20 protein-coding genes and 2 tRNA genes are annotated in these 18,612 nt (G+C 62.9%); 13 read left to right on the forward strand and 9 right to left on the reverse strand.

The window, feature by feature from the left end:
• Nucleotides 1-19: 19 nt before the first annotated feature.
• From ACO06J_RS00715 to ACO06J_RS00725, 3 genes are all read right to left on the reverse strand, one after another.
• Nucleotides 20-514, reverse strand: coding sequence for a fasciclin domain-containing protein (locus tag ACO06J_RS00715; RefSeq protein WP_421758784.1), 495 nt, complete (start codon nucleotides 512-514; stop codon nucleotides 20-22).
• Nucleotides 515-734: 220 nt separating this feature from the next.
• A complete protein-coding gene (gene dps / locus ACO06J_RS00720; protein ID WP_421758785.1) occupies nucleotides 735-1,223 on the reverse strand; it encodes a DNA starvation/stationary phase protection protein Dps in 489 nt (162 codons plus the stop codon).
• A gap of 222 nt (nucleotides 1,224-1,445) precedes the next feature.
• Nucleotides 1,446-1,904, reverse strand: a complete 459-nt coding sequence (locus tag ACO06J_RS00725) for an Hsp20 family protein (RefSeq protein WP_421758786.1) — start codon at nucleotides 1,902-1,904, stop codon at nucleotides 1,446-1,448.
• Nucleotides 1,905-2,335: 431 nt separating this feature from the next.
• On the opposite strand from ACO06J_RS00725, the gene ACO06J_RS00730 reads away from it, so the two are divergent.
• Nucleotides 2,336-3,310 carry an alpha/beta fold hydrolase gene (locus ACO06J_RS00730; RefSeq protein ID WP_421758787.1) on the forward strand — a complete coding sequence of 325 codons (975 nt, stop codon included), beginning with the start codon at nucleotides 2,336-2,338 and terminating at the stop codon, nucleotides 3,308-3,310.
• Between the two features lie 417 nt (nucleotides 3,311-3,727).
• Here the strand turns inward: ACO06J_RS00730 and hisN are convergent, their stop codons facing one another.
• Nucleotides 3,728-4,534 (reverse strand): histidinol-phosphatase, encoded by an 807-nt coding sequence (hisN, locus tag ACO06J_RS00735; protein ID WP_421758788.1) that lies wholly within the window; start codon nucleotides 4,532-4,534, stop codon nucleotides 3,728-3,730.
• Between the two features lie 375 nt (nucleotides 4,535-4,909).
• A complete protein-coding gene (locus ACO06J_RS00740) occupies nucleotides 4,910-6,073 on the reverse strand; it encodes an MFS transporter (RefSeq protein WP_421758789.1) in 1,164 nt (387 codons plus the stop codon).
• 198 nt (nucleotides 6,074-6,271) lie between these two features.
• On the opposite strand from ACO06J_RS00740, the gene ACO06J_RS00745 reads away from it, so the two are divergent.
• Nucleotides 6,272-6,802: a DapH/DapD/GlmU-related protein gene (locus ACO06J_RS00745; RefSeq protein ID WP_421758790.1), complete on the forward strand. Its 531-nt coding sequence runs from the start codon at nucleotides 6,272-6,274 to the stop codon at nucleotides 6,800-6,802.
• A 12-nt stretch (nucleotides 6,803-6,814) separates the two neighbouring features.
• On the opposite strand, the gene trhA is transcribed toward ACO06J_RS00745, so the two are convergent.
• The gene (gene trhA / locus ACO06J_RS00750) at nucleotides 6,815-7,282 is read right to left on the reverse strand and encodes a PAQR family membrane homeostasis protein TrhA (RefSeq protein WP_421758791.1); all 468 of its coding nucleotides are present in this window, start codon (nucleotides 7,280-7,282) and stop codon (nucleotides 6,815-6,817) included.
• A gap of 369 nt (nucleotides 7,283-7,651) precedes the next feature.
• Between trhA and ACO06J_RS00755 the strand changes: the two genes are divergently transcribed.
• Together ACO06J_RS00755 and ACO06J_RS00760 are read left to right on the forward strand one after the other, a co-directional pair.
• Entirely contained in the window at nucleotides 7,652-7,903 is a 252-nt protein-coding gene (locus ACO06J_RS00755) for a type II toxin-antitoxin system RelE family toxin (RefSeq protein WP_421758792.1), read from the forward strand.
• A 33-nt stretch (nucleotides 7,904-7,936) separates the two neighbouring features.
• Nucleotides 7,937-8,332 carry a helix-turn-helix domain-containing protein gene (locus ACO06J_RS00760; protein ID WP_421758793.1) on the forward strand — a complete coding sequence of 132 codons (396 nt, stop codon included), beginning with the start codon at nucleotides 7,937-7,939 and terminating at the stop codon, nucleotides 8,330-8,332.
• A 36-nt stretch (nucleotides 8,333-8,368) separates the two neighbouring features.
• Here the strand turns inward: ACO06J_RS00760 and ACO06J_RS00765 are convergent, their stop codons facing one another.
• The gene (locus ACO06J_RS00765) at nucleotides 8,369-9,265 is read right to left on the reverse strand and encodes an N-formylglutamate amidohydrolase (protein WP_421758794.1); all 897 of its coding nucleotides are present in this window, start codon (nucleotides 9,263-9,265) and stop codon (nucleotides 8,369-8,371) included.
• Nucleotides 9,266-9,440: 175 nt separating this feature from the next.
• Between ACO06J_RS00765 and cpdR the strand changes: the two genes are divergently transcribed.
• The 5 genes from cpdR to ACO06J_RS00790 all read left to right on the forward strand — a co-directional run bounded on the left by cpdR (nucleotide 9,441) and on the right by ACO06J_RS00790 (nucleotide 12,614).
• Nucleotides 9,441-9,800: a cell cycle two-component system response regulator CpdR gene (gene cpdR, locus ACO06J_RS00770; RefSeq protein ID WP_421758795.1), complete on the forward strand. Its 360-nt coding sequence runs from the start codon at nucleotides 9,441-9,443 to the stop codon at nucleotides 9,798-9,800.
• A gap of 117 nt (nucleotides 9,801-9,917) precedes the next feature.
• Nucleotides 9,918-9,992: transfer RNA gene (locus tag ACO06J_RS00775), tRNA-Val, on the forward strand.
• Nucleotides 9,993-10,098: 106 nt separating this feature from the next.
• A tRNA-Val gene (locus tag ACO06J_RS00780) sits at nucleotides 10,099-10,173 on the forward strand.
• Between the two features lie 230 nt (nucleotides 10,174-10,403).
• On the forward strand, nucleotides 10,404-11,069 hold the full coding sequence (locus ACO06J_RS00785; RefSeq protein WP_421758796.1) for an outer membrane protein: 666 nt from the start codon (nucleotides 10,404-10,406) through the stop codon (nucleotides 11,067-11,069).
• Nucleotides 11,070-11,723: 654 nt separating this feature from the next.
• Nucleotides 11,724-12,614, forward strand: coding sequence for a hypothetical protein (locus ACO06J_RS00790; protein WP_421758797.1), 891 nt, complete (start codon nucleotides 11,724-11,726; stop codon nucleotides 12,612-12,614).
• 89 nt (nucleotides 12,615-12,703) lie between these two features.
• Here the strand turns inward: ACO06J_RS00790 and ACO06J_RS00795 are convergent, their stop codons facing one another.
• A complete protein-coding gene (locus ACO06J_RS00795) occupies nucleotides 12,704-13,099 on the reverse strand; it encodes a VOC family protein (protein ID WP_421758798.1) in 396 nt (131 codons plus the stop codon).
• Between the two features lie 156 nt (nucleotides 13,100-13,255).
• On the opposite strand from ACO06J_RS00795, the gene ACO06J_RS00800 reads away from it, so the two are divergent.
• The 4 genes from ACO06J_RS00800 (at nucleotide 13,256) to ACO06J_RS00815 (ending at nucleotide 18,019) form a co-directional block, all read left to right on the forward strand.
• Nucleotides 13,256-14,851 carry a peptide chain release factor 3 gene (locus tag ACO06J_RS00800; RefSeq protein WP_421758799.1) on the forward strand — a complete coding sequence of 532 codons (1,596 nt, stop codon included), beginning with the start codon at nucleotides 13,256-13,258 and terminating at the stop codon, nucleotides 14,849-14,851.
• A gap of 145 nt (nucleotides 14,852-14,996) precedes the next feature.
• Entirely contained in the window at nucleotides 14,997-15,614 is a 618-nt protein-coding gene (locus ACO06J_RS00805) for an outer membrane beta-barrel protein (RefSeq protein WP_421758800.1), read from the forward strand.
• Between the two features lie 153 nt (nucleotides 15,615-15,767).
• Nucleotides 15,768-16,748, forward strand: a complete 981-nt coding sequence (locus tag ACO06J_RS00810; RefSeq protein ID WP_421758801.1) for an aldo/keto reductase — start codon at nucleotides 15,768-15,770, stop codon at nucleotides 16,746-16,748.
• Nucleotides 16,749-17,086: 338 nt separating this feature from the next.
• Complete coding sequence (locus tag ACO06J_RS00815) at nucleotides 17,087-18,019, forward strand: IS110 family transposase (protein ID WP_421758802.1); 933 nt, start codon at nucleotides 17,087-17,089, stop codon at nucleotides 18,017-18,019.
• Between the two features lie 57 nt (nucleotides 18,020-18,076).
• Here the strand turns inward: ACO06J_RS00815 and ACO06J_RS00820 are convergent, their stop codons facing one another.
• Entirely contained in the window at nucleotides 18,077-18,499 is a 423-nt protein-coding gene (locus ACO06J_RS00820; RefSeq protein WP_421758803.1) for an iron chaperone, read from the reverse strand.
• Nucleotides 18,500-18,612 lie beyond the last annotated feature (113 nt).

Raw genomic sequence — 18,612 nt, forward strand, 5'->3', positions numbered from 1 at the left:
TTTCGGGGGAGAGTACCCGTTACGGCAGGAGGACGGCGTCGATGACGTGGATGACGCCATTGTCGGCAGCGACGTCAGCGGCGGTGACCTTGGCGGAGTTGGAGAGCGCCACGGTGACGCCCATCGCGTCCTTGGTGACCTTCAGCTTGACGGCCGGGTTCAGCGTCTGCACCTCGGTGGTGCCCTCGGCGATATCGGCGGCGGCGATCTTGGAACCGACGACGTGCGCGGTGAGGATGGCGATCAGCTTGTCCTTGTTCTCGGGCTTCAGCAGATCATCGACGGTGCCAGCCGGGAGCGCTGCGAAGGCAGCGTCGGTGGGGGCGAAGACGGTGATGTCGGCTGTGGTCGCGAGGGTTTCGGCAAGGCCGGCAGCAGTGGCGGCTGCGATCAGGGTGTTGAAGGTGCCGGCGGACTGTGCGGTCTCGACGACGTTGGCGGCTAACACGGGCGCGGCGGCAACGGGGGCCAAGACGAGCATCGAGGCGACGGTAAGGGCTTTCAGGAACTTCATGTGAATCCTCCGATGAAACTTCATTCCCCGGAGCGCCGTTGCTTCCGGGTTGCGAGGTTTACGGGAGGAGGACTGGCCTGGACTGGTGAGGCCGGTTGAACAGTTTGTGTATGATCCACTGACGGGGACCGCGCGTTAGTTGCGTCTTATTGGGTTCTGACCGCACAAAAAGAAGCGCGGGACCCAGGGGGATCCCGCGCAGTCCGTGGGGGCGCACGGACTATTCGAGGTGGCTCTTCAGGAACCACAAATTCTTGTCGAGGCTGCGCGAGAACGCCGTGAGGATATCGGCAGTGTCGGCGTCGCCACCTTCATCGGCAGTGTCGATGCCTTCGCGGGTGGATGTGCTCAGCGCGGCGTAGCGTTCGACGAGCGCGCCGATGTGATCGGGCACCTTGCGGATATCGGTGGGGTAAGCGGCGAGCTTGCTGGTCGAGGCCACGTTCTGCGTGGTGCCAAGGGCGATGCCGTCGAGCTGGGCGACACGCTCGGCGATGATATCGACGTGTTCGTCGACGTCGTCGCGCAAGTGGTCGAGCAGTTCGTGCACGGCGATGAAATTGGGACCCTTGAGGTTCCAGTGCGCTTGCTTCGTGGCGAGCGCGAGGTCGATCGCATCGGCAAGCCGCGCATTCAGCAGATCAATCATGGCGGTCTTGGTGTTCGACTTGAGACCGGTTTCGACGGATTTCATAAGCGCCTCATTCACGTGATTTCTGACGGTATCAACGGCAGAGGTGCGAAAGGGTTCCGGAGAATGTTGGAGCTGGTTGGTTGCTGTGGGACCCCCACCCCCCCGGCCCCTCCCCTCAAGGGGGAGGGGAGTAGGAAGGAGGGGCGCATATGCAAAAGGCGCGATCCGTTGCCGGATCGCGCCCCTGATCACCTGTTCCACAGACCGCTCTGACAGAGCAGGCGGTTCGGGTGAGTGTTAGTTGACGCTCGACTTGTCTTCGATGGTCTTGCTGGCGGCGCTGATCGGAATCTGGCGGGCCTTCTTGGACTCGGGCAGTTCGCGCTTCAGTTCGACGTGGAGCAGGCCGTTCTCGAGGTTGGCGCCGGTGACTTCGACATAGTCGGCAAGCTGGAAGCGGAGCTCGAAAGCGCGCTCGGCGATGCCGCGATGGAGGAATTCACGCGACTTGTCCTCAGTCTCGGCACCCTTGGCGCCTTTGATGACGAGGTTGTTTTCCTTGCTCTCGATGGCGATGTCGCCCTCGGCGAAGCCGGCTACTGCGATCGAGATGCGGAAGGCGTTCTCGCCGACCTTTTCGATGTTGTAGGGCGGGTAGGACTTGGCCTCCTGGCCGACAAGCGCGTCGAGGCGGTTGAAGACCCGGTCAAAGCCGACGGTGGAGCGGTAGAAGGGCGAAAAATCATAGGTTGCCATGGTCACATTCTCCTGTTGAGCAACGTGTATTCGGGTGTCCCAAGCACACTCCCCAAATGGGCAAGTGGCCTTCCCGGGTGGCCCGGTCCCCAGGGTAATCCCGGCGGACAGCAATGATTTAGGTGCGGATTTTCGCCGTTCAAGAGCCGGCGCGCACGAGGTGAACGGAAGATGAATGCGGCGATCAAAGGGGGTTCAGAGTGGGCGCTCTATAAGCGGGACTGTGCCAACTGTCTGCTGCAGGGGCACACCGAATGAGCCGCCTTCACCCGCCCCCCGCAAGGTGGCCATGAGAGGAAAGCCAGTATCCGGAAACGGGTGCTGGCTTTTTCCTTTTCCGGGGGCGCGGTGCGTAACGCCGTCGCCGCGATTTCCGGATGCGGGGAAATCGGTTATGGACGGACGATCAGTTCGCGGAGCATCCGGCCAGCATGAATGCCATCGTCGATCCCAATGGTCCCGCGCTGGCGGTGGTGCCGTCGAACCCGGTGCCGGAGGGCGCGCGGGTGGGGTATTTCTCGACGCCCGACAAGATCCGGTTGCGCTATGCAACCTTCCCTAAGGGGGCGGGGGCGCCCAAAGGGACGATCTGCCTCGTGCACGGGCGGACCGAGTTCATCGAGAAGTACTTTGAGACGATCGCCGATTTCCAGTCGCGCGGCTTTGCGGTGGCGACGTTCGACTGGCGCGGGCAGGGCGGCTCGGACCGGCTGATCGGCAACAAGCGGCTCGGCTATGTGCGGCGGTTCGATGACTACTGGACGGATTTGAAGGCGTTCCACGGCTCGATCCTTTTGCCCGATTGTCCGGGGCCCTATTATCTCGTCGGCCATTCGATGGGCGGGCTCGCTTCGCTCTACGCGGGAACGCGCGACCGGATGATGTTTGAGCGGATGTTCCTCAGCGCACCGATGGTGGCGCTGGATGGCCAGCCGCTCAGCATGGCGGGGATGGCGCGGGCGGCCGAGACGCTCGGGTTGCTCGGGTTAGGGCGGTTGCCGATCGGGCGCGGGAGCGACAAGCCGCAGAGCCAGCAGAGTTTTGCCGGCAATGCGCTGACCTCCGATGCGGTGCGTTTCATGCGCTCGAACGAAGTGCTGGCGGCACGGCCGGATCTCGAAGTGGGCGGGCCGACGATCCGCTGGGTGGCCTCGGCGTTCCGTGCCATGGCCGGGGCGGCGACGGATGCGTTTCCGGGCGATGTGCGCATTCCGGTGCTGATGCTGGCGGCGGGGCAGGACCGGGTGGTGTCGAGCGCGGCGACCGAGACGCTGGGGCTGAGGATGCGGAACGGCCGGCACCTGATGGTGCCTGGCGCGCGGCACGAACTATTCATGGAAAACGACGCGATCCGCGGACAGACGTTCGCGGCTTTTGACGCGTTCATTACGTCGCACTCCGCGTAGAGTTTTCTTTGCCTCGCGGGCCGTACCGCCTCGCTGCTGGCGAGGCTGGCCCTCCGGCGGGGCGGCCGACGGTCGGTCGCTGCGCTCGGCTTTCTTAACGCTTCGATTGCGCGGGGATGCGCAGTCGTCTCCCTACCCCTTGCGGGGAGGGATCAAGGGTGGGGGGATGAGAGCCCGAATGGTGAAGCCTGTTCACCGGCTCCGCACACCCCACCCCATCCCTCCCCGTCAAGGGGAGGGAGCCGGATGGGCCGGTTGAGGGGGGCTTCTGCCTAGCTAAGCGCTTCCGGCAAAGGCCCCCTCACCCCCGCCCTCTCCCCAAGGGAGAGGGCGCGCTGTGGGGCTGTCCGTACGTTACCTCAACGACCCCACCCTCAATCCCTCCCCTCAAGGGGGAGGGAGGGGCGCGGGCGGTTTTTATGCGTTCAGCACCTTCATCGCTTCGGCGTGCAGTTCCGGGGTGGCGGCGGCGAGGCAGTTGCCGCCGGCTTCGGCGGGGCCGCCGTCCCACGTGGTGACGACGCCGCCGGCGTTTTCGATGAGCGGGATCAGGGGGGCGATGTCGACGTTCTTGAGGACGGATTCGACCACCAGGTCGATGTGGCCGGCGGCGACCAGCGCGTAGCCGTAGCAATCGAGGCCGTAGCGGGTGGTGAGGCAGGCTTTGCGGATGCGATCCCAGGCGAGGACGGTACCGCCGCGTTCGAAGATTTCGGGCGAGGTGGCGGTGAGCTTGGCGCGAGCGAGGCTGGTGACCGACGAGGTCTTGAGGGGCGCCCGGTCTGTGCCGCGGTGGTAGTGCGCTTCACCTGGGAGGGCCATGAAGATTTCGCCGGTGAAGGGCTGGGCCATCAGCCCGGCGACGGCGCGGCCATCGACAGTGAGGCCGATCAGCGTGCCCCAGACGGGGACGCCGGTGATGAAGGCGCGGGTGCCATCGATGGGGTCGATGATCCAGCCGAAGCGGCCGGTGCCGGCCTTGTCGTCCCATTCTTCGCCGATGATGGCGTGATCGGGGAAGCGTTCGCCCAGAAGCGCACGGATGGCGAGTTCGGCCTCGCGGTCGGCCTCGGTGACGGGATCGAATCCGCCCGCCTCCTTGTTGTCGACGGCGATCGGCTTGCGGAAGCGCGGCAGGGACTTGGCGGCTGCGATTTCGGCTGCATCAAGCAGGGTCTGCCGGATCAGGTCGGGGCTGAGGCCGCCCAGGGCTGAGCTGTTCATGACGGGATACTATCCGTTTTTCTGAGATTGTTCAAAGAGCTAGCCGGTATCACCAAGTAAGTAGTGATACTGCTTTGTGACGATCGTGATTCATTTTTGCAACAATGGGCGCCGTTTGTGTGTTGAAGACTTCGCGCCATCTTGTTCGAGGGGGCAAATCAGTTCACGCCAGTAAGTGCATGATGGATGGGTGGTTCGAGACCTCTGGTCGCGTCTCTATTCGAGACTTGGGCATTGTTGAGGGCTGCCAATCGTTTCCTCCCTTGACTGGGCCGCTTCGGCGGCCCGTTTTTTGTACGGCTACCGGCAGCGCTTGGGGCCCCGTGCAGTTCAGATAGACACGGATAGGTGGCGCGGGGAAGGCGGTTTTCGCGGTCAGGCTGTTCGCTCCGGCTCGCCTTCGGGGACCAGGCGCCAGATCACCAGTGACAGGGCGACCAGTGGGCCGCCGATCATGGGCAGCATGATGGCGCCATAGCCATCGAGCACCACCCCGCCGACTGCAGCCGCGACGGCCATGCCGATCATGAATGCAGACATGTTGAGCGAAATGGCGACGGGCACGGCGCCGGGCGCGAGGTGAGCCAGGTGGCTGGCGACCGCGATCGAATAGGTGCGGACGACGAAGCCTTGTGCCCCGACCGTCAGCATCAGTGCAGGCAGGGACAGATGGGGCGGCGCGTGGGGAAGCGCGACGAAAATCGCCATGACGGCGATGACTGCCAAGCCAGCGATGGTGGCGGTGCGCCGGCTGCCGAACCGGTCGGACATGCGGCCCGCGGTGGCACTGCAGGCGATGGCGCCGATGCCGCCGCTGAGCAGCACGAGGGGCAGCGCATCGTAGCCAACGCCGACGGCGGTCATCAGGGCGCTGATGTAGACGATGAGCGGTGATGAGCCGATCATGAAGACGAGCGTCGAGAGCAGCGCCATGCCGATGGCGGGGTTGCGGAGGACGCGGATGCGCTCGCCGATGCTCATCTGGTCGCCGCGCATGCCGCGCGGCAGCTTGAGATAGAGCGCGAGCGCAGCGAGGCCAGCCATCAAGGCCAGCGCCATATACTCGACGCGCCAGCCGAAATTGACCGCCAGCAGCGCGCCGAGCGGCACACCGGCGAGGGAGGCGATGGCCTGCCCCATGCTGATCACCTGCATGTAGCGCCCGCGCTGGCCGAGCGGGGCCAGCATGGCGGCGGTGGCCATGGCGGTGCCGGTATAGGTGCCGGCGACGATGGCCAGCACGGTGCGGATGATGACGAGGCCCTCAAAGAACGGCATCAGCACCATCAAAAGGGCGCAGAGCGCCAGCCCGAACTCGGCGCCGGCGAGGATGCGCCGCCGGCCGACGCCGCCGAGCAACAGGGCCAGCAGCGGCGGGCCGAAAGCGTAGGCGAGGGAATAGAACAGCACCAGGAGGCCGGCCTGACCGAGGCTCACCCCCAGATCGGCACTGATCAGCGGCAGAATGCCGGCAATCAGCCCACCTTCGATGGCGCCAACGAAGGCCGCCAGCGCCAGCCAGAACAACCGACTATCCATGATGTCTCCCTGGGGCGAGGCTAGCGGGTTGCGGGGGCGATGGGGAGGTGGCTTGGCGCGCAGGGCGTAAGCCTTTCGCACGAGGCGGTCATCGGCGGACGGGTGGGATGCAAAGCTCAGCGGCCGGCTTGTGCCGGGGCGCTGCCAGGCCGGCGCATTGGAGCTATCATGGTGGCGACTCAGCCTGGATCCGCACTGATGACCAACCCTGCCCGTTCGGCCGAAGGCCGTGCCCGGTTTGAAAAGGTGCAGCGCGCGGTGCGCCTTTCGGCGCGGCTGAGCGAGATCGGGTTCGACGATCTCGAGGGCCTTGCGGCGGCGTTCTCGGAACTCATCGGCAAGCCGGTGGGTGAGCGGTTCATGGTGATCCCGCCGTTTTCAACCGATTGCGGGCTCAACATATCGATGGGGCGCAATGTCTTCATCAACCAGGGCCGTCACTTTTCCGACGTGGGCGGCATCGCAATTGGTGACGACGTGATGATCGGTCCCAAGGTCAACCTGATTTCGGCGGGGCACCCAGTTGCTGCGGCGGAGCGCCGGACCGGCATTGTCGCCAAGCCGATCACCATCGGGAACAATGTGTGGATCGGGGCGGCGGCGACGGTCCTGCCGGGTGTGACGATTGGCGACAATGCGGTGGTGGCGGCGGGCGCGGTGGTGAGCCGGAGTGTTGCGGCAAATACGCTGGTTGCAGGCGTGCCAGCCCGGTTGCTGAGGCACCTCTAGCGGGCGTCCTCCTTACAACCGCTGCAGCACCATGTAGTCCAGCAGGGCCCATAGGTGGATGCTGGCGCCGGCGACGACGAAGCAGTGCCAGATGACGTTGTGGAAGTTCAGCCGCTCCCAGTGGTGGAAGACGATGCCGGCCGAATATGTGATGCCGCCGGCGACGAGCAGCATCATGGTGTTGGCGGGGAGGACGCTGGCGAGGGACTGGAAGATCAGCACGCCGCTCCAGCCGATGCCGAGATAGAGCAGCAATGCAAGGCGGCCGAAATGCTGGGGAACGATGAGCTTGAGCGCGATGCCGATCAGCGCCGCGCTCCAGACGGCGATCAGCATCCAGGTGCCGATCGGGGTGTCGTTGAGGCCTGATCGAACCTCGCGAGCGTGCGCTTGATCGGCGCGACGGGGGCCAGGTTGAAGGCCATGGAGACGCTCAGGACAAGGACGAGCGAGGCGACATGGACGCAGATCATCGGCCATTCGGGCCGGTGCAGTTCTGAGCCCGGTGAGAGCCACCAAGGTGCCGCCGAGAGACACCGCGACGAGCAGCCCGATCAGGTGAACGACGGCGCCGCCGATGTGCTCGAGCCGGCTCTAGGGCTTGCCGCGATGCCACCAGGTACGGTCTGCGTATTGATGAGTGAATGGCATGACAGGCCTCGCATGAACCCACTCAACGTGGGGGCGAGAAAGCCGATCCCTGCCAAACCGAATAAATGGATGAATATGTCAGGCTGGGCGACATGCGGCCGGCCTCCGGAAGGAGACCGTGCGGCCATGAGTGGCATCAGGTGATATTATGTGTGATATTTTCTTGATTGTATGTGATATTCGTGCGATGAATATCACATGAAAACGATCATCTACACCGCAGCGGCCGCTAGGGACCTCGACGCTCTCCCCCGCGACGTGCGGTCGGGTATCGAGAACGCCCTGGACCTTTATGCCACAAGCGGGCGCGGCGACGTGAAAGCGTTGCAGGGGCAGGGTGGCTATCGCCTTCGCGTCGGGCGGTACCGTGTGGTCTTTGATGAGGATCGGACAACGGTCCTCGCTGTCTACATCGGAAAAAGAGAGACAACTACATACCGGCGCAACTAGCGCCAAAAGCCTTTGAACGGAGCATAACGACCAATGACGACCATCACCCCCCAGACCTTCATCGCTCCCGGCGGTGAGGAAATGGTTATTCTCACTAGGGCCGAATATGACGCCCTTTGCGACCTCGCAGCCGATGCCGAAGAAGATGCCGCCGACGCATCAGTGTATGCAGTGCGCAAGGCAGCGCTCGAACGAGGCGACGATACCGTGTTGCCAGCCGAAGTCAGTGCCGCGATTCATCGCGGCGCCAGTCGTCTGAAGGCGATCCGCAAGTGGCGAGGTAAGAGCCAGGTTGAAGTGGCCGAAGCCTTGGGGATTGCGCAGAGCTATCTGTCCGCGCTCGAGGGTGGCGATCGGCGGATGACCGAAGACCTCGTCGACAAGTTCGCGACCGAGTTCGACGTGCCGAAGGCGTGGGTCGCGTCGTGAGCCATGCCGTGATTGCCTCTGACACGGTAAGCGACCTTACTCGGCCGCAAACTTCTCGGTCATCGGCTGGGCCGGGGCGAGGACGCTGAGGTCGAGGCCGATGAGGACAGCGATGAGGCGTTCGGTCAGTTGTTTGATGGCGGCGAAGCCATCGTTTTTTTCGAGCGTCACTTCGTTCATGTAGAGGTGGCGGCTGATTTCGATCTGGAGGGCGTGGACGCCGTGCTGCGGGCGGCCGTAGGTGCGGGTGGCAAAGCCGCCGGCATAAGGGCGGTTGCGAGCGACGCGGAGGCCGGCGCCGGCAAAGACCATTTCGGCGAGGTCCATCAGGATGGGCGCACAGGTGGTGCCGTAGCGATCGCCGAGGACGATGTCGGGGCTCAGCCTGTCACCGGAGCGGGCGAGGCGCGGCATGGAGTGGCAATCGACGAGCACGGCGACGCCGAAAGCGGCATAGGCCTCGGAGAGCAGCCGCTGCAAGGTGGCGTGGTAGGGCTGGTAGATGCCCTCGATGCGCATACGAGCGTCGTCCAGCGTCAGACGCTCGCGGTAGATCGGCTTGTTCTCGGCGACGACGCGGGCGAGCGTGCCGAGCCCGGCGGCGACGCGCGGGCTGGTGGTGTTGAAGCGTTCGGACAGCGGCTCGACGAACATGGTGGGATCGAGTTCCCACGGTTCGCGGTTCACATCGAGATAGGCGCGGGGGAAATGGGCGCGCAGCAGTGGGGCGCCCAGATGCGGGGCGCGGGCCACGAGCTCATCGACAAAGGCATCTTCGGACTGGCGAATCGACAGGTGATCGAGCCGCGTCATCTTGAGGAAGCGCTCTGGATAATCGCGGCCGGAATGGGAGGAGTTGAACACAAGGGGCGCCATCAGCCGGCGGGGCCGGATGGTCTCAAAGGCTGGTCTGTCCCAAAAGTCGGACTGCACAGGGTCCCCTTCAGCGCCGAAGCACTGTGTTTAAGCCACTTTGCCGCGCCGGAGGGCACTTGTCCAGAACCGGCAAGGGGTTGCGCAATGATGTGACCGGGGTTCTCGCGGACGCAAACTTGCATTAAGCATCATGGGCTAGAGTTCCGCGGAAGAATTCCGCCAAGAGGTTGCGATGAAGCGCATTCTGCTCGCCGAAGACGATAACGACATGCGCCAGTTTCTGACCCGCGCCCTGAAGGGGGCCGGATATGAGGTGGTCTCGTTCGACAATGGCCGCTCTGCCTATGAGCGGCTGCGCGAGGAACCGTTCTCGCTGCTCCTGAGCGACATCGTGATGCCGGAAATGGACGGGATCGAACTGGCGCGGCGCGCCACCGAACTCGACCCCGATCTCAAGGTCATGTTCATCACAGGGTTTGCCGCGGTGGCGCTGAACCCCGATTCCGAAGCGCCCAAGGATGCTTCGGTGCTGAGCAAGCCGTTCCATCTGAAGGATCTGGTGAGCGAAGTGGAGCGGCTGCTGGCCGCGTGATTTCCACCGGCCCGGGCTGATTTTCCCGGGCGGCGCTTGACCCCTTGACCCTCAAATGGGTTTATGGTCTATCGCGCTCGCAACGGCGGGCGCTGCCCGGTGTTGACGCGAAGTGATGGGTGTATAGCTCAGCGGGAGAGCACTACCTTGACATGGTAGGGGTCACAGGTTCAATCCCTGTTACACCCACCATCCTTCGCCCAAAGCCTTGATGGGCTTTGGTTTTCCGGCAGTCTGCCGGGTGAGAGTTCGACTGCGGTTCCGTGTTTTGCGGTCCCGGCCGTGGTCCTGGTCGGATGGGTGTGTAGCTCAGCGGGAGAGCATCGCCTTCACACGGCGGGGGTCACAGGTTCAATCCCTGTCACACCCACCATCCCTTTCGAAGAGCCCTGGCGCCGATTGGCTGCCGGGGCTTTTTGCTTTCTGGGGCCGCTTTTGGGCCGGAGGGGCGCTGCCGTGGTCCGGTGTGGTTTCGTTGTCACATATACGGAGTGATCATGACGGTTGCCGCTTTGTCGCCACACCGCCGCCAAAGTGATTGGATTTTAACGAGTGTGTGGCGTTGATGCGCCGCAGTGCATGGAATTCTACCGGAGGTCATTTATGACTCGTTTTACAATTTCCCTTCTCGCTGGCGTTGCCGTTCTCGGCTTTGCGTCGACCACCTTCGCAGCCGATCTGATCGTCGATGCGCCTGCTGAGGCTCCTGCAATGGCCGCTGCCTCGGGCAATTGGGATGGCGCCTATATCGGTGCGTTCGCTGGCTACGGCTGGGGCACGCTGACGGACGAAGACGGCTACTGGGGTACCGATGGCCAGGAGTATGCCGCCAATGGCTGGCAGGCTGGCCTTACCGCTGGCGCCAACTTCACGGTTTCCGAGGCCATTGTCGCCGGCATCGCCGCTGACATCGCCTGGGCCGATATCGGCGGTGATGATGAAGGTGGTGACTTTACCTACAACACCAACTGGACCGGCAGCCTGCGCGCTCGTCTTGGCTTCGATGGCGGTGCGTTCCTCCCCTACGTGACCGGCGGTCTCGCCTTCGCCAACAATACGCTCAATGATAGCGGCAATTATGAAGACACCCAGACCCACATCGGCTGGACCGCTGGCGTTGGCGTCGAGTTTGCTGTGGCCGACAATGTGTCGCTCGACCTGCAGTACCGCTACTCGGACTACGGCTCGAAGACCTATAGCCTCGATGGCGACTACGATTTCAGCCTGACCTCGCATGCGGTCACCGCCGGCATCAACTTCAAGTTCTAAGCGCTTTCGGCTCAGCCGAACGCCGACTTCAGCCCCGTCCGGCATCGCCGGGCGGGGTTTTGCTTTGGCGTGCGGGAGCGCGCGGCAGCTGCAAATTTGCTCTTGCCAAGGCGCGAGAACGGACGCACGCTCATCTTATCGTCAACAAGCCAAGGAGGTGATCCAAGTGTCTCATCAGAAGTCGTCGGTTTCGAAGGGTCCTGGAGTTTCCGTTAGCTTGGAGCAGCCTCTGGCCTAATCGAAGGCGCCGGGCCCTTGAGTGGGCAAGGATAGCTTCGAAAGCCGCGAAATCGGGAAGGGTCGTCCGCACAGGGCGACCCTTCTTTTTGTTTTGGGTGATCGGTTTGCAAGGCCCGCCCAACCGGCCCCTAGGGTGACCTCTCCCCCAGGGAGGGTGATGAGGCGGCACGATTGGACCTCGATCCACCAAATCCTCGGTTGCCGCATCCGAGCCGCGGGCTGCGACGGTGAACCAGGTCGGATGACGCTTTTGTAGCGTTGCTGCAACAGCAGGCCGCCGCTCAGGTTTCCCAATGTTTCCGTAGGTTTCTTAGGGGTTTAGCCTATTTTTGAGGGTGCCAATCGTGTGGCATAGGTGATTCCCAGTTGAGCCGTGGTGTTGGACCGGGGCGATACGATTTTTGGGAATCATCAATGCGCACATCTCTTTTGCTTGGAACGGCCCTGGGCACCGCCCTGGCACTTTCCTCTTTTGCGGCCCAGGCGGCTGATCTGGTGGTTGACGATGCCGTTGCGGCGGCGGCGCCGGTATCGAACGCTTACGCAGGCTATGTTGCCGTCTACGGCAGCAGCACGGAATCCGACATCTGGGGCGATTCGTACAATCCGTGGGTTGGCTTCGGTATTGATGCCGCCGTGTCGTATTGGCTCGACAATTCGCTGCAGGTCGAACTCGAGGCGACCGTTTCGACCGCTCGCGAGTCGGAATACGAGGAATATGGCTTCACCTCCTCGCGTGCCGTCGGCCACCTGAACTGGTCGGCAGGCGACTACTCGTTGGGTGGCTTTGTCGGTGTCGCCTCCCTGCCGTCGTACTACTACGGGAACTCATATGGCGTGCTGGCTGGCCTTGAAGGCCAGATGCAGCTGGGCGATGCTTTTGTGATCGATGGACAGATCGGCTATCTGTCATCCACCGATGGCTACTACCATGGCGATGGCTACCCGCTTGGGGTAGCGTTCGGCCAGATCGGTGTGAAGTACTTTCCGATGGACAACCTGATGCTGGCGGCCAATGTCGGTGCCATCAAGGGCAACGTGTATGGTGATGGCTATGACATGGCCGACCTGACCTACGGCGCTACACTCGAATACCAGCTGGAAAACACCCCGTTCAGCGTGTTCGCCAGCTATTCGGGCACCGTGGGCAGCGAAGACGCGGACTTTGATGGCTCCAACCAGACGATCAAGATCGGTGCCAAGTTCAGCTTCGACGGCCTGTCGCTCAAGGATCAGGCGACGAGCGGCGCGTCGCACAAGGTGATGGATCTGACCTCGGTCGACTACAACGGCTACGGCTGGTAAATCCCGGCTGCTGATACGTGCTTGAGCTGGGCCGTCCTCGTAGGGCGGCCCTTCTTTCTTATGGCACCGGCGCAGGCGAAGGGGGCACCTTACTCAGTCTGCCAGTGGTCGTTGATTTCGATCCAATAGCCGTCGGGATCCTGGATGTAGACCTGCCGGAAGCCGTCGGGGCGTCCGGTGACGTTGTTGGTGGTGCCGGGCCAATCGTAGAAGGTGATGCCGCGAGCTCGCAGGTCGGCGACGAAGACATCGAAGTCTTCCACTCGCAGCGCAAAATGCGTCGGTTTTTCGAGGTGGGTGGCGCCGAACTCGCCTTGGGTGACGTGGATCGAGTCCCGGCCGCCAAGGCCGAACCAGCGGATATGGTCGAGGCGTGTGCCGTTCTCGATCAGCTCCAGCCCCAATACCTCGGTGTAGAATTTCGTGGTGATCTCGAGGCTGCGGACCAGCAGCGATACGTGATCGAACCGAAAATGATGCGGCATGCGAATGCTCCTCCTCAGGCGGCGCCAGACTAGGTGGAAAGCCGCGGCGGCGGAAGCGGTGGCCGCTGACATCCGCTGTGCGGTGCGAATGCGCGTGCACGGGATGACTTTTGCGGGGCGGGGGGCTATGACGGCCTCAATCTTGAAAGCCCGCTCATGAACGCCCATTCTTCGGCCGTGCCGGCCACCAAATTGCTGCCCTACCAGTCACGCCGGACGTTTGCGATTATTTCGCACCCGGACGCGGGCAAGACGACGCTGACCGAAAAGCTCTTGGCGAGTTCCGGCGCGATCCAGCAGGCGGGGCAGGTGCGGCACCGGGCCAACCAGCGCGCCACGCGATCGGACTGGATGGAAATCGAGCGCCAGCGCGGCATTTCGATCACCTCGTCGGTGATGACGTTCGAGCATCTGGGGCTGACCTTCAACCTGCTCGATACGCCGGGCCACTCGGACTTTTCCGAAGATACCTATCGCACGCTGACGGCGGTGGACGCGGCGGTGATGGTGATCGACGTGGCGAAGGGCATTGAAAGCCAGACGCTGAAGCTGTTCGAAGTGTGCCGGCTGCGCGATATCCCGATCATTACCTTTGCCAACAAGGTGGACCGCGAGGGCAAGGACCCGATCGCCATTCTCGATGAGATCGCCGACACGCTGGCGCTCGACGTGACGCCGGTGGTTTGGCCGCTGGGCGGGGGTGTCGATTTCAAGGGGATCGTCGATCTCATCGCCAAGCGTGTGCTGACGCCCGCCGGCGAGGTGATCCGGACGTTTGACGATATCGAAGAACTGTTCACCGACGCCACGCTCAATGCCGATCCGGTGATCAAGGCGAGCCTCGAAAACCTCGACCTGGTGCGGGCGGGGTATCCGGAATTCGACCTCGAGACCTATCGGGCAGGGCATCTGACGCCGGTGATCTTCGGCTCGGCGCTGAAAAGCGTCGCCGTGCCGGAACTGCTGGCGGCGCTCGGCACCTGGGCGCCGGAGCCGCGGCCGCAGCCGGCCGAGCCGCAGGCGATCAACCCTAATGAGCCCAAGGTGACCGGCTTTGTGTTCAAGGTGCAGGCGAATATGGACGCCAACCACCGCGACCGCATTGCCTTCGTGAGGCTGAGTTCAGGCACCTTCAAGCGCGGCATGCGATTGAAGAATGTGCGGACTGGCAAGGACATGGCGGTTTCCAACCCGATGTTCTTTTTCGGCCATGACCGCGAGCTGGCCGAAGAGGCGGTGGCGGGCGATATTGTGGGCATCCCCAACCATGGCGCGCTGAGCGTGGGCGATACGCTCACGGAGGGCGCGATGATCAAGGTGACGGGGATCCCGAACTTTGCGCCCGAAATCATCCGCCGGGTGCGGCTCACCGACCCGATGAAATCGAAGCAACTCGCCAAGGCGCTGAGCGACCTCGCCGAAGAGGGCGTGGCGCAGATCTTCCGCCGGATGATTGGCGCGGACTACATTGTGGGCGTGGTGGGGCAGTTGCAGCTTGAAGTGCTGCAATCGCGCATCCAGAGCGAATACAATGTGCCGATCAGCTTTGAGAGCATCAATTTCGAGCTCGCCCGCTGGATCGCCAGTGAGGACACCAAGGAACTCGAGCGTTTCATTTCGACCAACAAGGTGGAAATGGCCGAGGACAAATATGGCGACCCGGTCTATCTGGCGCAGAGCACCTGGTGGCTGGGCCGGGCGCAGCGGGACTTTCCCAAGATCGAGTTCCTCACGACCAAGGAACGGCACTAGGCCTGTCTTGCGGGGGCGTGTGCTCCCGCGTTGCGCTGTTGCACTTTGGTCGCGTTAGATGAGAAAACGGTGAAGCTGGCCGCTTGTGATTTGACGCGGCGCCAGAATGCCGCCATCTAGCAGTCACACGTATGGAGATTTTGCGATGAAGAAACTGGTTGGGATTGTCGCGGTTGCGACGCTGGCTGCAGGCTTTTCGGGCGGCGCAGCAGTTGCTGCAGACCTGATGGTTCAGGAGCCCGTGATGGCGCCGGCACTGGCTGACGATGGCTCGGTTTACTTCAAGGTTTACGGCGGTGCGGTGCTCGAAGACTCCATCAGCATCTACAGCGATGACTATGATCTGGACGCTGGCTGGCTCTTCGGCGGCGCGGTAGGCATGGACGTGTTCGCGCCGGGTCTGGCAGTCGAACTCGACGCAACTGTCAGCAGTTCAGACATCAATGGTTCGTTCCTGGATGGTGTTCAGGTCAACGGCGTGACTGTGATGGCGGACCTGGTCTACACCGCCCCGCTTACGGATGCCGTCTCTGCCTATTTCGGCGCTGGTCTTGGCGTTGTCGGTGTACAGGTTGATGGCGATGACTTCGGCTATGGCGCCGGTGGTCAGGTGTTTGCTGGCCTGTCGCTCGCAGTTGCCGATAATGTGAGCCTGTTTGGTGAAGTGCGCTACCAGGGTGCCTTCAGCACGATCGATGCCGATGGCTGGGATGTTGATTTCAGCCGCACTGCGGTGCTCGCCGGTCTCAAGTTCTCGTTCTGATTTCTGCACTGAACTGAAATTCAATGGCGCTGCCCTCTGGGTGGCGCCATTTGCTATTCGGGTTATTGAATTGCCGCGCCGCCAACTGTGCCGCGAGGCTCTTGGGCGCCCGCATGTAGAGCCATCAAATATAAGAAGCATGGGAGTGGATCGATGAATACGCGCACTTTGGGGAAGACCGGCTATCAGGTTTCGGAGATCGGGCTTGGTACCTGGCAGCTGGGGGAGAGTTTTGGGGCGCTGAACGATGAGACGGCGGCCGAAATTTTGAAGACGGCGCGCTCGCTCGATGTCAATTTCTGGGACACGGCCGACGTTTATGGCGGCGGGCAGTCGGAGAGCCGGATCGGGGCGTTTGCCGACAAGAAGGGCGTGCTGGTCGCGACCAAGCTGGGACGCAATGGCGACATCTTCCCCAACAAGACCGGCTACAACCGGCGCAACATCAAGGAGAGCCTGACCGGCTCGCTCAAGCGGCTCGGTGTGGAAACGCTGGACCTCGCGCAGTTGCACACCATTCCGACCGCCGTGCTCGCCGATGGCGAGGTGTTCAACATCATGGACGACCTCCGCGACGAGGGGTTGATGCGCCACTATGGGGCGAGCGTCGAGAACGTCGAGGAAGCGCTGATCTGCCTCAAGGCGGAGGGGATCACGACGCTGCAGATCATCTTCAACCTGTTCCGTCAGGATTATATCGCCGAGGTGTTTCCCGAGGCGCGGAAGCGCAATGTCGGGATCATCGTGCGGCTGCCGCTGGCTTCCGGGCTACTCTCGGGCAAATGGAGCAAGGACACCAAGTTCCCGGACAATGACCACCGGAACTTCAACGCCAATGGCGAAAAGTTCAACGTCGGCGAAACGTTCTCGGGGCTGCCGTTCGAAAAGGGCATCGCGCTGGCGGACGAGCTCAAGCAGATGATCCCCAAGGGTGTGCCGCTGAGCCAGTTCGCGCTGCGCTGGTTGCTCGACAACAAGGCCGTGTCGACGATCATCGCCGGCGTCACCAAGCCGCTGCAACTGAAAGACAATGCCGATGCGAGCAAGCGCGACCCGATCGAGCCCAAGCTGATCGAGGAGTTGGCTGGCTGGTATGAAGAGCGGGTGAAGCCGCATATTCGCGGGCGGATTTGAGGGGGCTATCGCCCCTCGCTCCGCTCCGGTCGCGCATCGCAAAGGCTCGCGTGCCTTTCGGCCATAGGCCTCAAGGCCTTCTTCGCTCAAATCGGTCCACTGGACCGATTTGTCCCGATGGGCCGCATAGAAGCCCCTCATCCGCCCTTCGGGCACCTTGTAACTTGATCCCGCAGTTATCTGATATCGATAGCGCTGCGGTGATGCCGGGCAGCCCGATGGCACCAGGAGTTGAAAAACTCGTGGAGAAGCGAGGGGCGCCTGGCATCGATCCATCGATCCCGAACAGTCGCCGGGGCCGCAACAAGGCGAGCCCGCTTAGGCAAGGAGGGGACAAGATGGAGATCACCGTAGGTATCGATGTGAGCAAGGCGCGGCTGGATGTATATATCCATCCGCTGGGCGAGAGCCTTGTGTCCGGCAATGACGAGGCTGGCGCGAGTGAACTCGTCGAGCGGCTGCGCAGGCTGGAGGGGCTTGTGTCGGTCGGCATCGAGGCGTCGGGCCGCTATGAGCGGCTGGCGGTGGCCGAACTTGCTGCCGCAGGTCTGCCGGTGGTGGTGCTCAACCCCGCTCAGGTCCGGCACTACGCCCAGGCCATCGGGCTCAAGGCCAAGACCGACCCAATCGATGCCCGCCTCATCGCGCTGTTCGTTGCGGCAGTAAAGCCTGAGCCAAGGCCGATAGCCGATGCGCACACCGAGGATCTGGCGGCGCTAATGGCCAGACGCCGGCAACTGGTGCAGATGCTGGCTGCCGAGCGCATGCGGCGCCAGCAGGCAGCACCGGGGCTGATCCGCACATCGCTCGCCCGCATTGTAACCACGCTGGAGGACGAGCTCAAAGACCTCGACCGCCATATAGATACCACCGTGCGTGACACCCCTGTGTGGCGCGACAAGGAGAACCTGCTCGCCTCGGTGCCTGGCATCGGCAAGACCATCGCCCGCACGCTGCTGGCCGAACTGCCCGAACTGGGACAGCTCAATCCCAAGCAAGTCGCGGCCCTCGCCGGGCTCGCCCCCTATACCCGCCAGTCCGGCAAATGGCGCGGCAAGAGCCTTATCGGTGGTGGCCGCACTGCCGTGCGCACCGCCCTGTTCATGGGCGCCCTCGTTGCCGCACGGCATAATCCCACCCTCAAGGCCTTCCGGGACAGGCTCGTGGCCGCAGGCAAACCAAAGCTTGTCGCCATCGTCGCCACAGCTCGAAAGCTCCTCACCATCCTCAACGCCATCGTCAGGGACAAAAAACCATGGTCACCAGCTTGACCAACAAGACAGTCGCTTCTCCCACAAGGGGAGAAGGCGCTCACCTTGAGCTTGTGATCAGCCCATCGCTTTCTTGACCAGTGCGGTGATCTTGGCTTCGTCAGCCGCAGTTAGTTTGGTGACGGCGAAGGCGGTGGGCCAGAGGTTGCCATCGTCGAGTTTGGCTTCGGCGCTGAAGCCGAAGGTGGCGTAGCGGGTTTTGAATTTTTCGGCGGACTGGAAGAAGCACACGACCTTGTCGCCGCGGGCGTAGGCGGGCATGCCGTACCAGGTCTTGGGGAAGAGTTCCGGCGCCGCTGCGGTGACGAGGGCATGGATCTGTTCGGCGAGACGGCGGTCGGGCTCGCCCATTTCGGCGATCTTGGCGAGAAGATCGGCCTCGCCTTCACCGCGGGTGCGGGCGGATTTCAGCTCGGCGGCGCGGGCCTTCATGGCTTCGCGTTCTTCGGCGGTGAAGCTGTCGGCGGGTTTTTTGGCCATGGCGGTGGGCTCCTGTTTGGGGGCAGAGTGGCGCAGGGTTGGGGTTAGGGGAAGGGGGCAAAGACCCCTCATCCGACTCGGCCTTTGGCCGAGCCACCTTCTCCCCGACGGGG

This window comes from Devosia sp. (assembly GCF_965229025.1).
Classification (GTDB): Bacteria; Pseudomonadota; Alphaproteobacteria; order Rhizobiales; family Devosiaceae; genus Devosia_A.

What these genes read in the sequence shown, in the direction of transcription:
- ACO06J_RS00715 (WP_421758784.1), bottom strand. Translation starts at nt 514, where the DNA reads ATGAAGTTCCTGAAAGCCCTTACCGTCGCCTCGATGCTCGTCTTGGCC.
- ACO06J_RS00725 (WP_421758786.1), bottom strand. Translation starts at nt 1,904, where the DNA reads ATGGCAACCTATGATTTTTCGCCCTTCTACCGCTCCACCGTCGGCTTT.
- ACO06J_RS00730 (WP_421758787.1), top strand. Translation starts at nt 2,336, where the DNA reads ATGAATGCCATCGTCGATCCCAATGGTCCCGCGCTGGCGGTGGTGCCG.
- hisN (WP_421758788.1), bottom strand. Translation starts at nt 4,534, where the DNA reads ATGAACAGCTCAGCCCTGGGCGGCCTCAGCCCCGACCTGATCCGGCAG.
- ACO06J_RS00740 (WP_421758789.1), bottom strand. Translation starts at nt 6,073, where the DNA reads ATGGATAGTCGGTTGTTCTGGCTGGCGCTGGCGGCCTTCGTTGGCGCC.
- ACO06J_RS00745 (WP_421758790.1), top strand. Translation starts at nt 6,272, where the DNA reads ATGACCAACCCTGCCCGTTCGGCCGAAGGCCGTGCCCGGTTTGAAAAG.
- trhA (WP_421758791.1), bottom strand. Translation starts at nt 7,282, where the DNA reads ATGGCCGATGATCTGCGTCCATGTCGCCTCGCTCGTCCTTGTCCTGAG.
- ACO06J_RS00755 (WP_421758792.1), top strand. Translation starts at nt 7,652, where the DNA reads ATGAAAACGATCATCTACACCGCAGCGGCCGCTAGGGACCTCGACGCT.
- ACO06J_RS00760 (WP_421758793.1), top strand. Translation starts at nt 7,937, where the DNA reads ATGACGACCATCACCCCCCAGACCTTCATCGCTCCCGGCGGTGAGGAA.
- cpdR (WP_421758795.1), top strand. Translation starts at nt 9,441, where the DNA reads ATGAAGCGCATTCTGCTCGCCGAAGACGATAACGACATGCGCCAGTTT.
- ACO06J_RS00785 (WP_421758796.1), top strand. Translation starts at nt 10,404, where the DNA reads ATGACTCGTTTTACAATTTCCCTTCTCGCTGGCGTTGCCGTTCTCGGC.
- ACO06J_RS00790 (WP_421758797.1), top strand. Translation starts at nt 11,724, where the DNA reads ATGCGCACATCTCTTTTGCTTGGAACGGCCCTGGGCACCGCCCTGGCA.
- ACO06J_RS00795 (WP_421758798.1), bottom strand. Translation starts at nt 13,099, where the DNA reads ATGCCGCATCATTTTCGGTTCGATCACGTATCGCTGCTGGTCCGCAGC.
- ACO06J_RS00800 (WP_421758799.1), top strand. Translation starts at nt 13,256, where the DNA reads ATGAACGCCCATTCTTCGGCCGTGCCGGCCACCAAATTGCTGCCCTAC.
- ACO06J_RS00805 (WP_421758800.1), top strand. Translation starts at nt 14,997, where the DNA reads ATGAAGAAACTGGTTGGGATTGTCGCGGTTGCGACGCTGGCTGCAGGC.
- ACO06J_RS00810 (WP_421758801.1), top strand. Translation starts at nt 15,768, where the DNA reads ATGAATACGCGCACTTTGGGGAAGACCGGCTATCAGGTTTCGGAGATC.
- ACO06J_RS00815 (WP_421758802.1), top strand. Translation starts at nt 17,087, where the DNA reads ATGGAGATCACCGTAGGTATCGATGTGAGCAAGGCGCGGCTGGATGTA.
- ACO06J_RS00820 (WP_421758803.1), bottom strand. Translation starts at nt 18,499, where the DNA reads ATGGCCAAAAAACCCGCCGACAGCTTCACCGCCGAAGAACGCGAAGCC.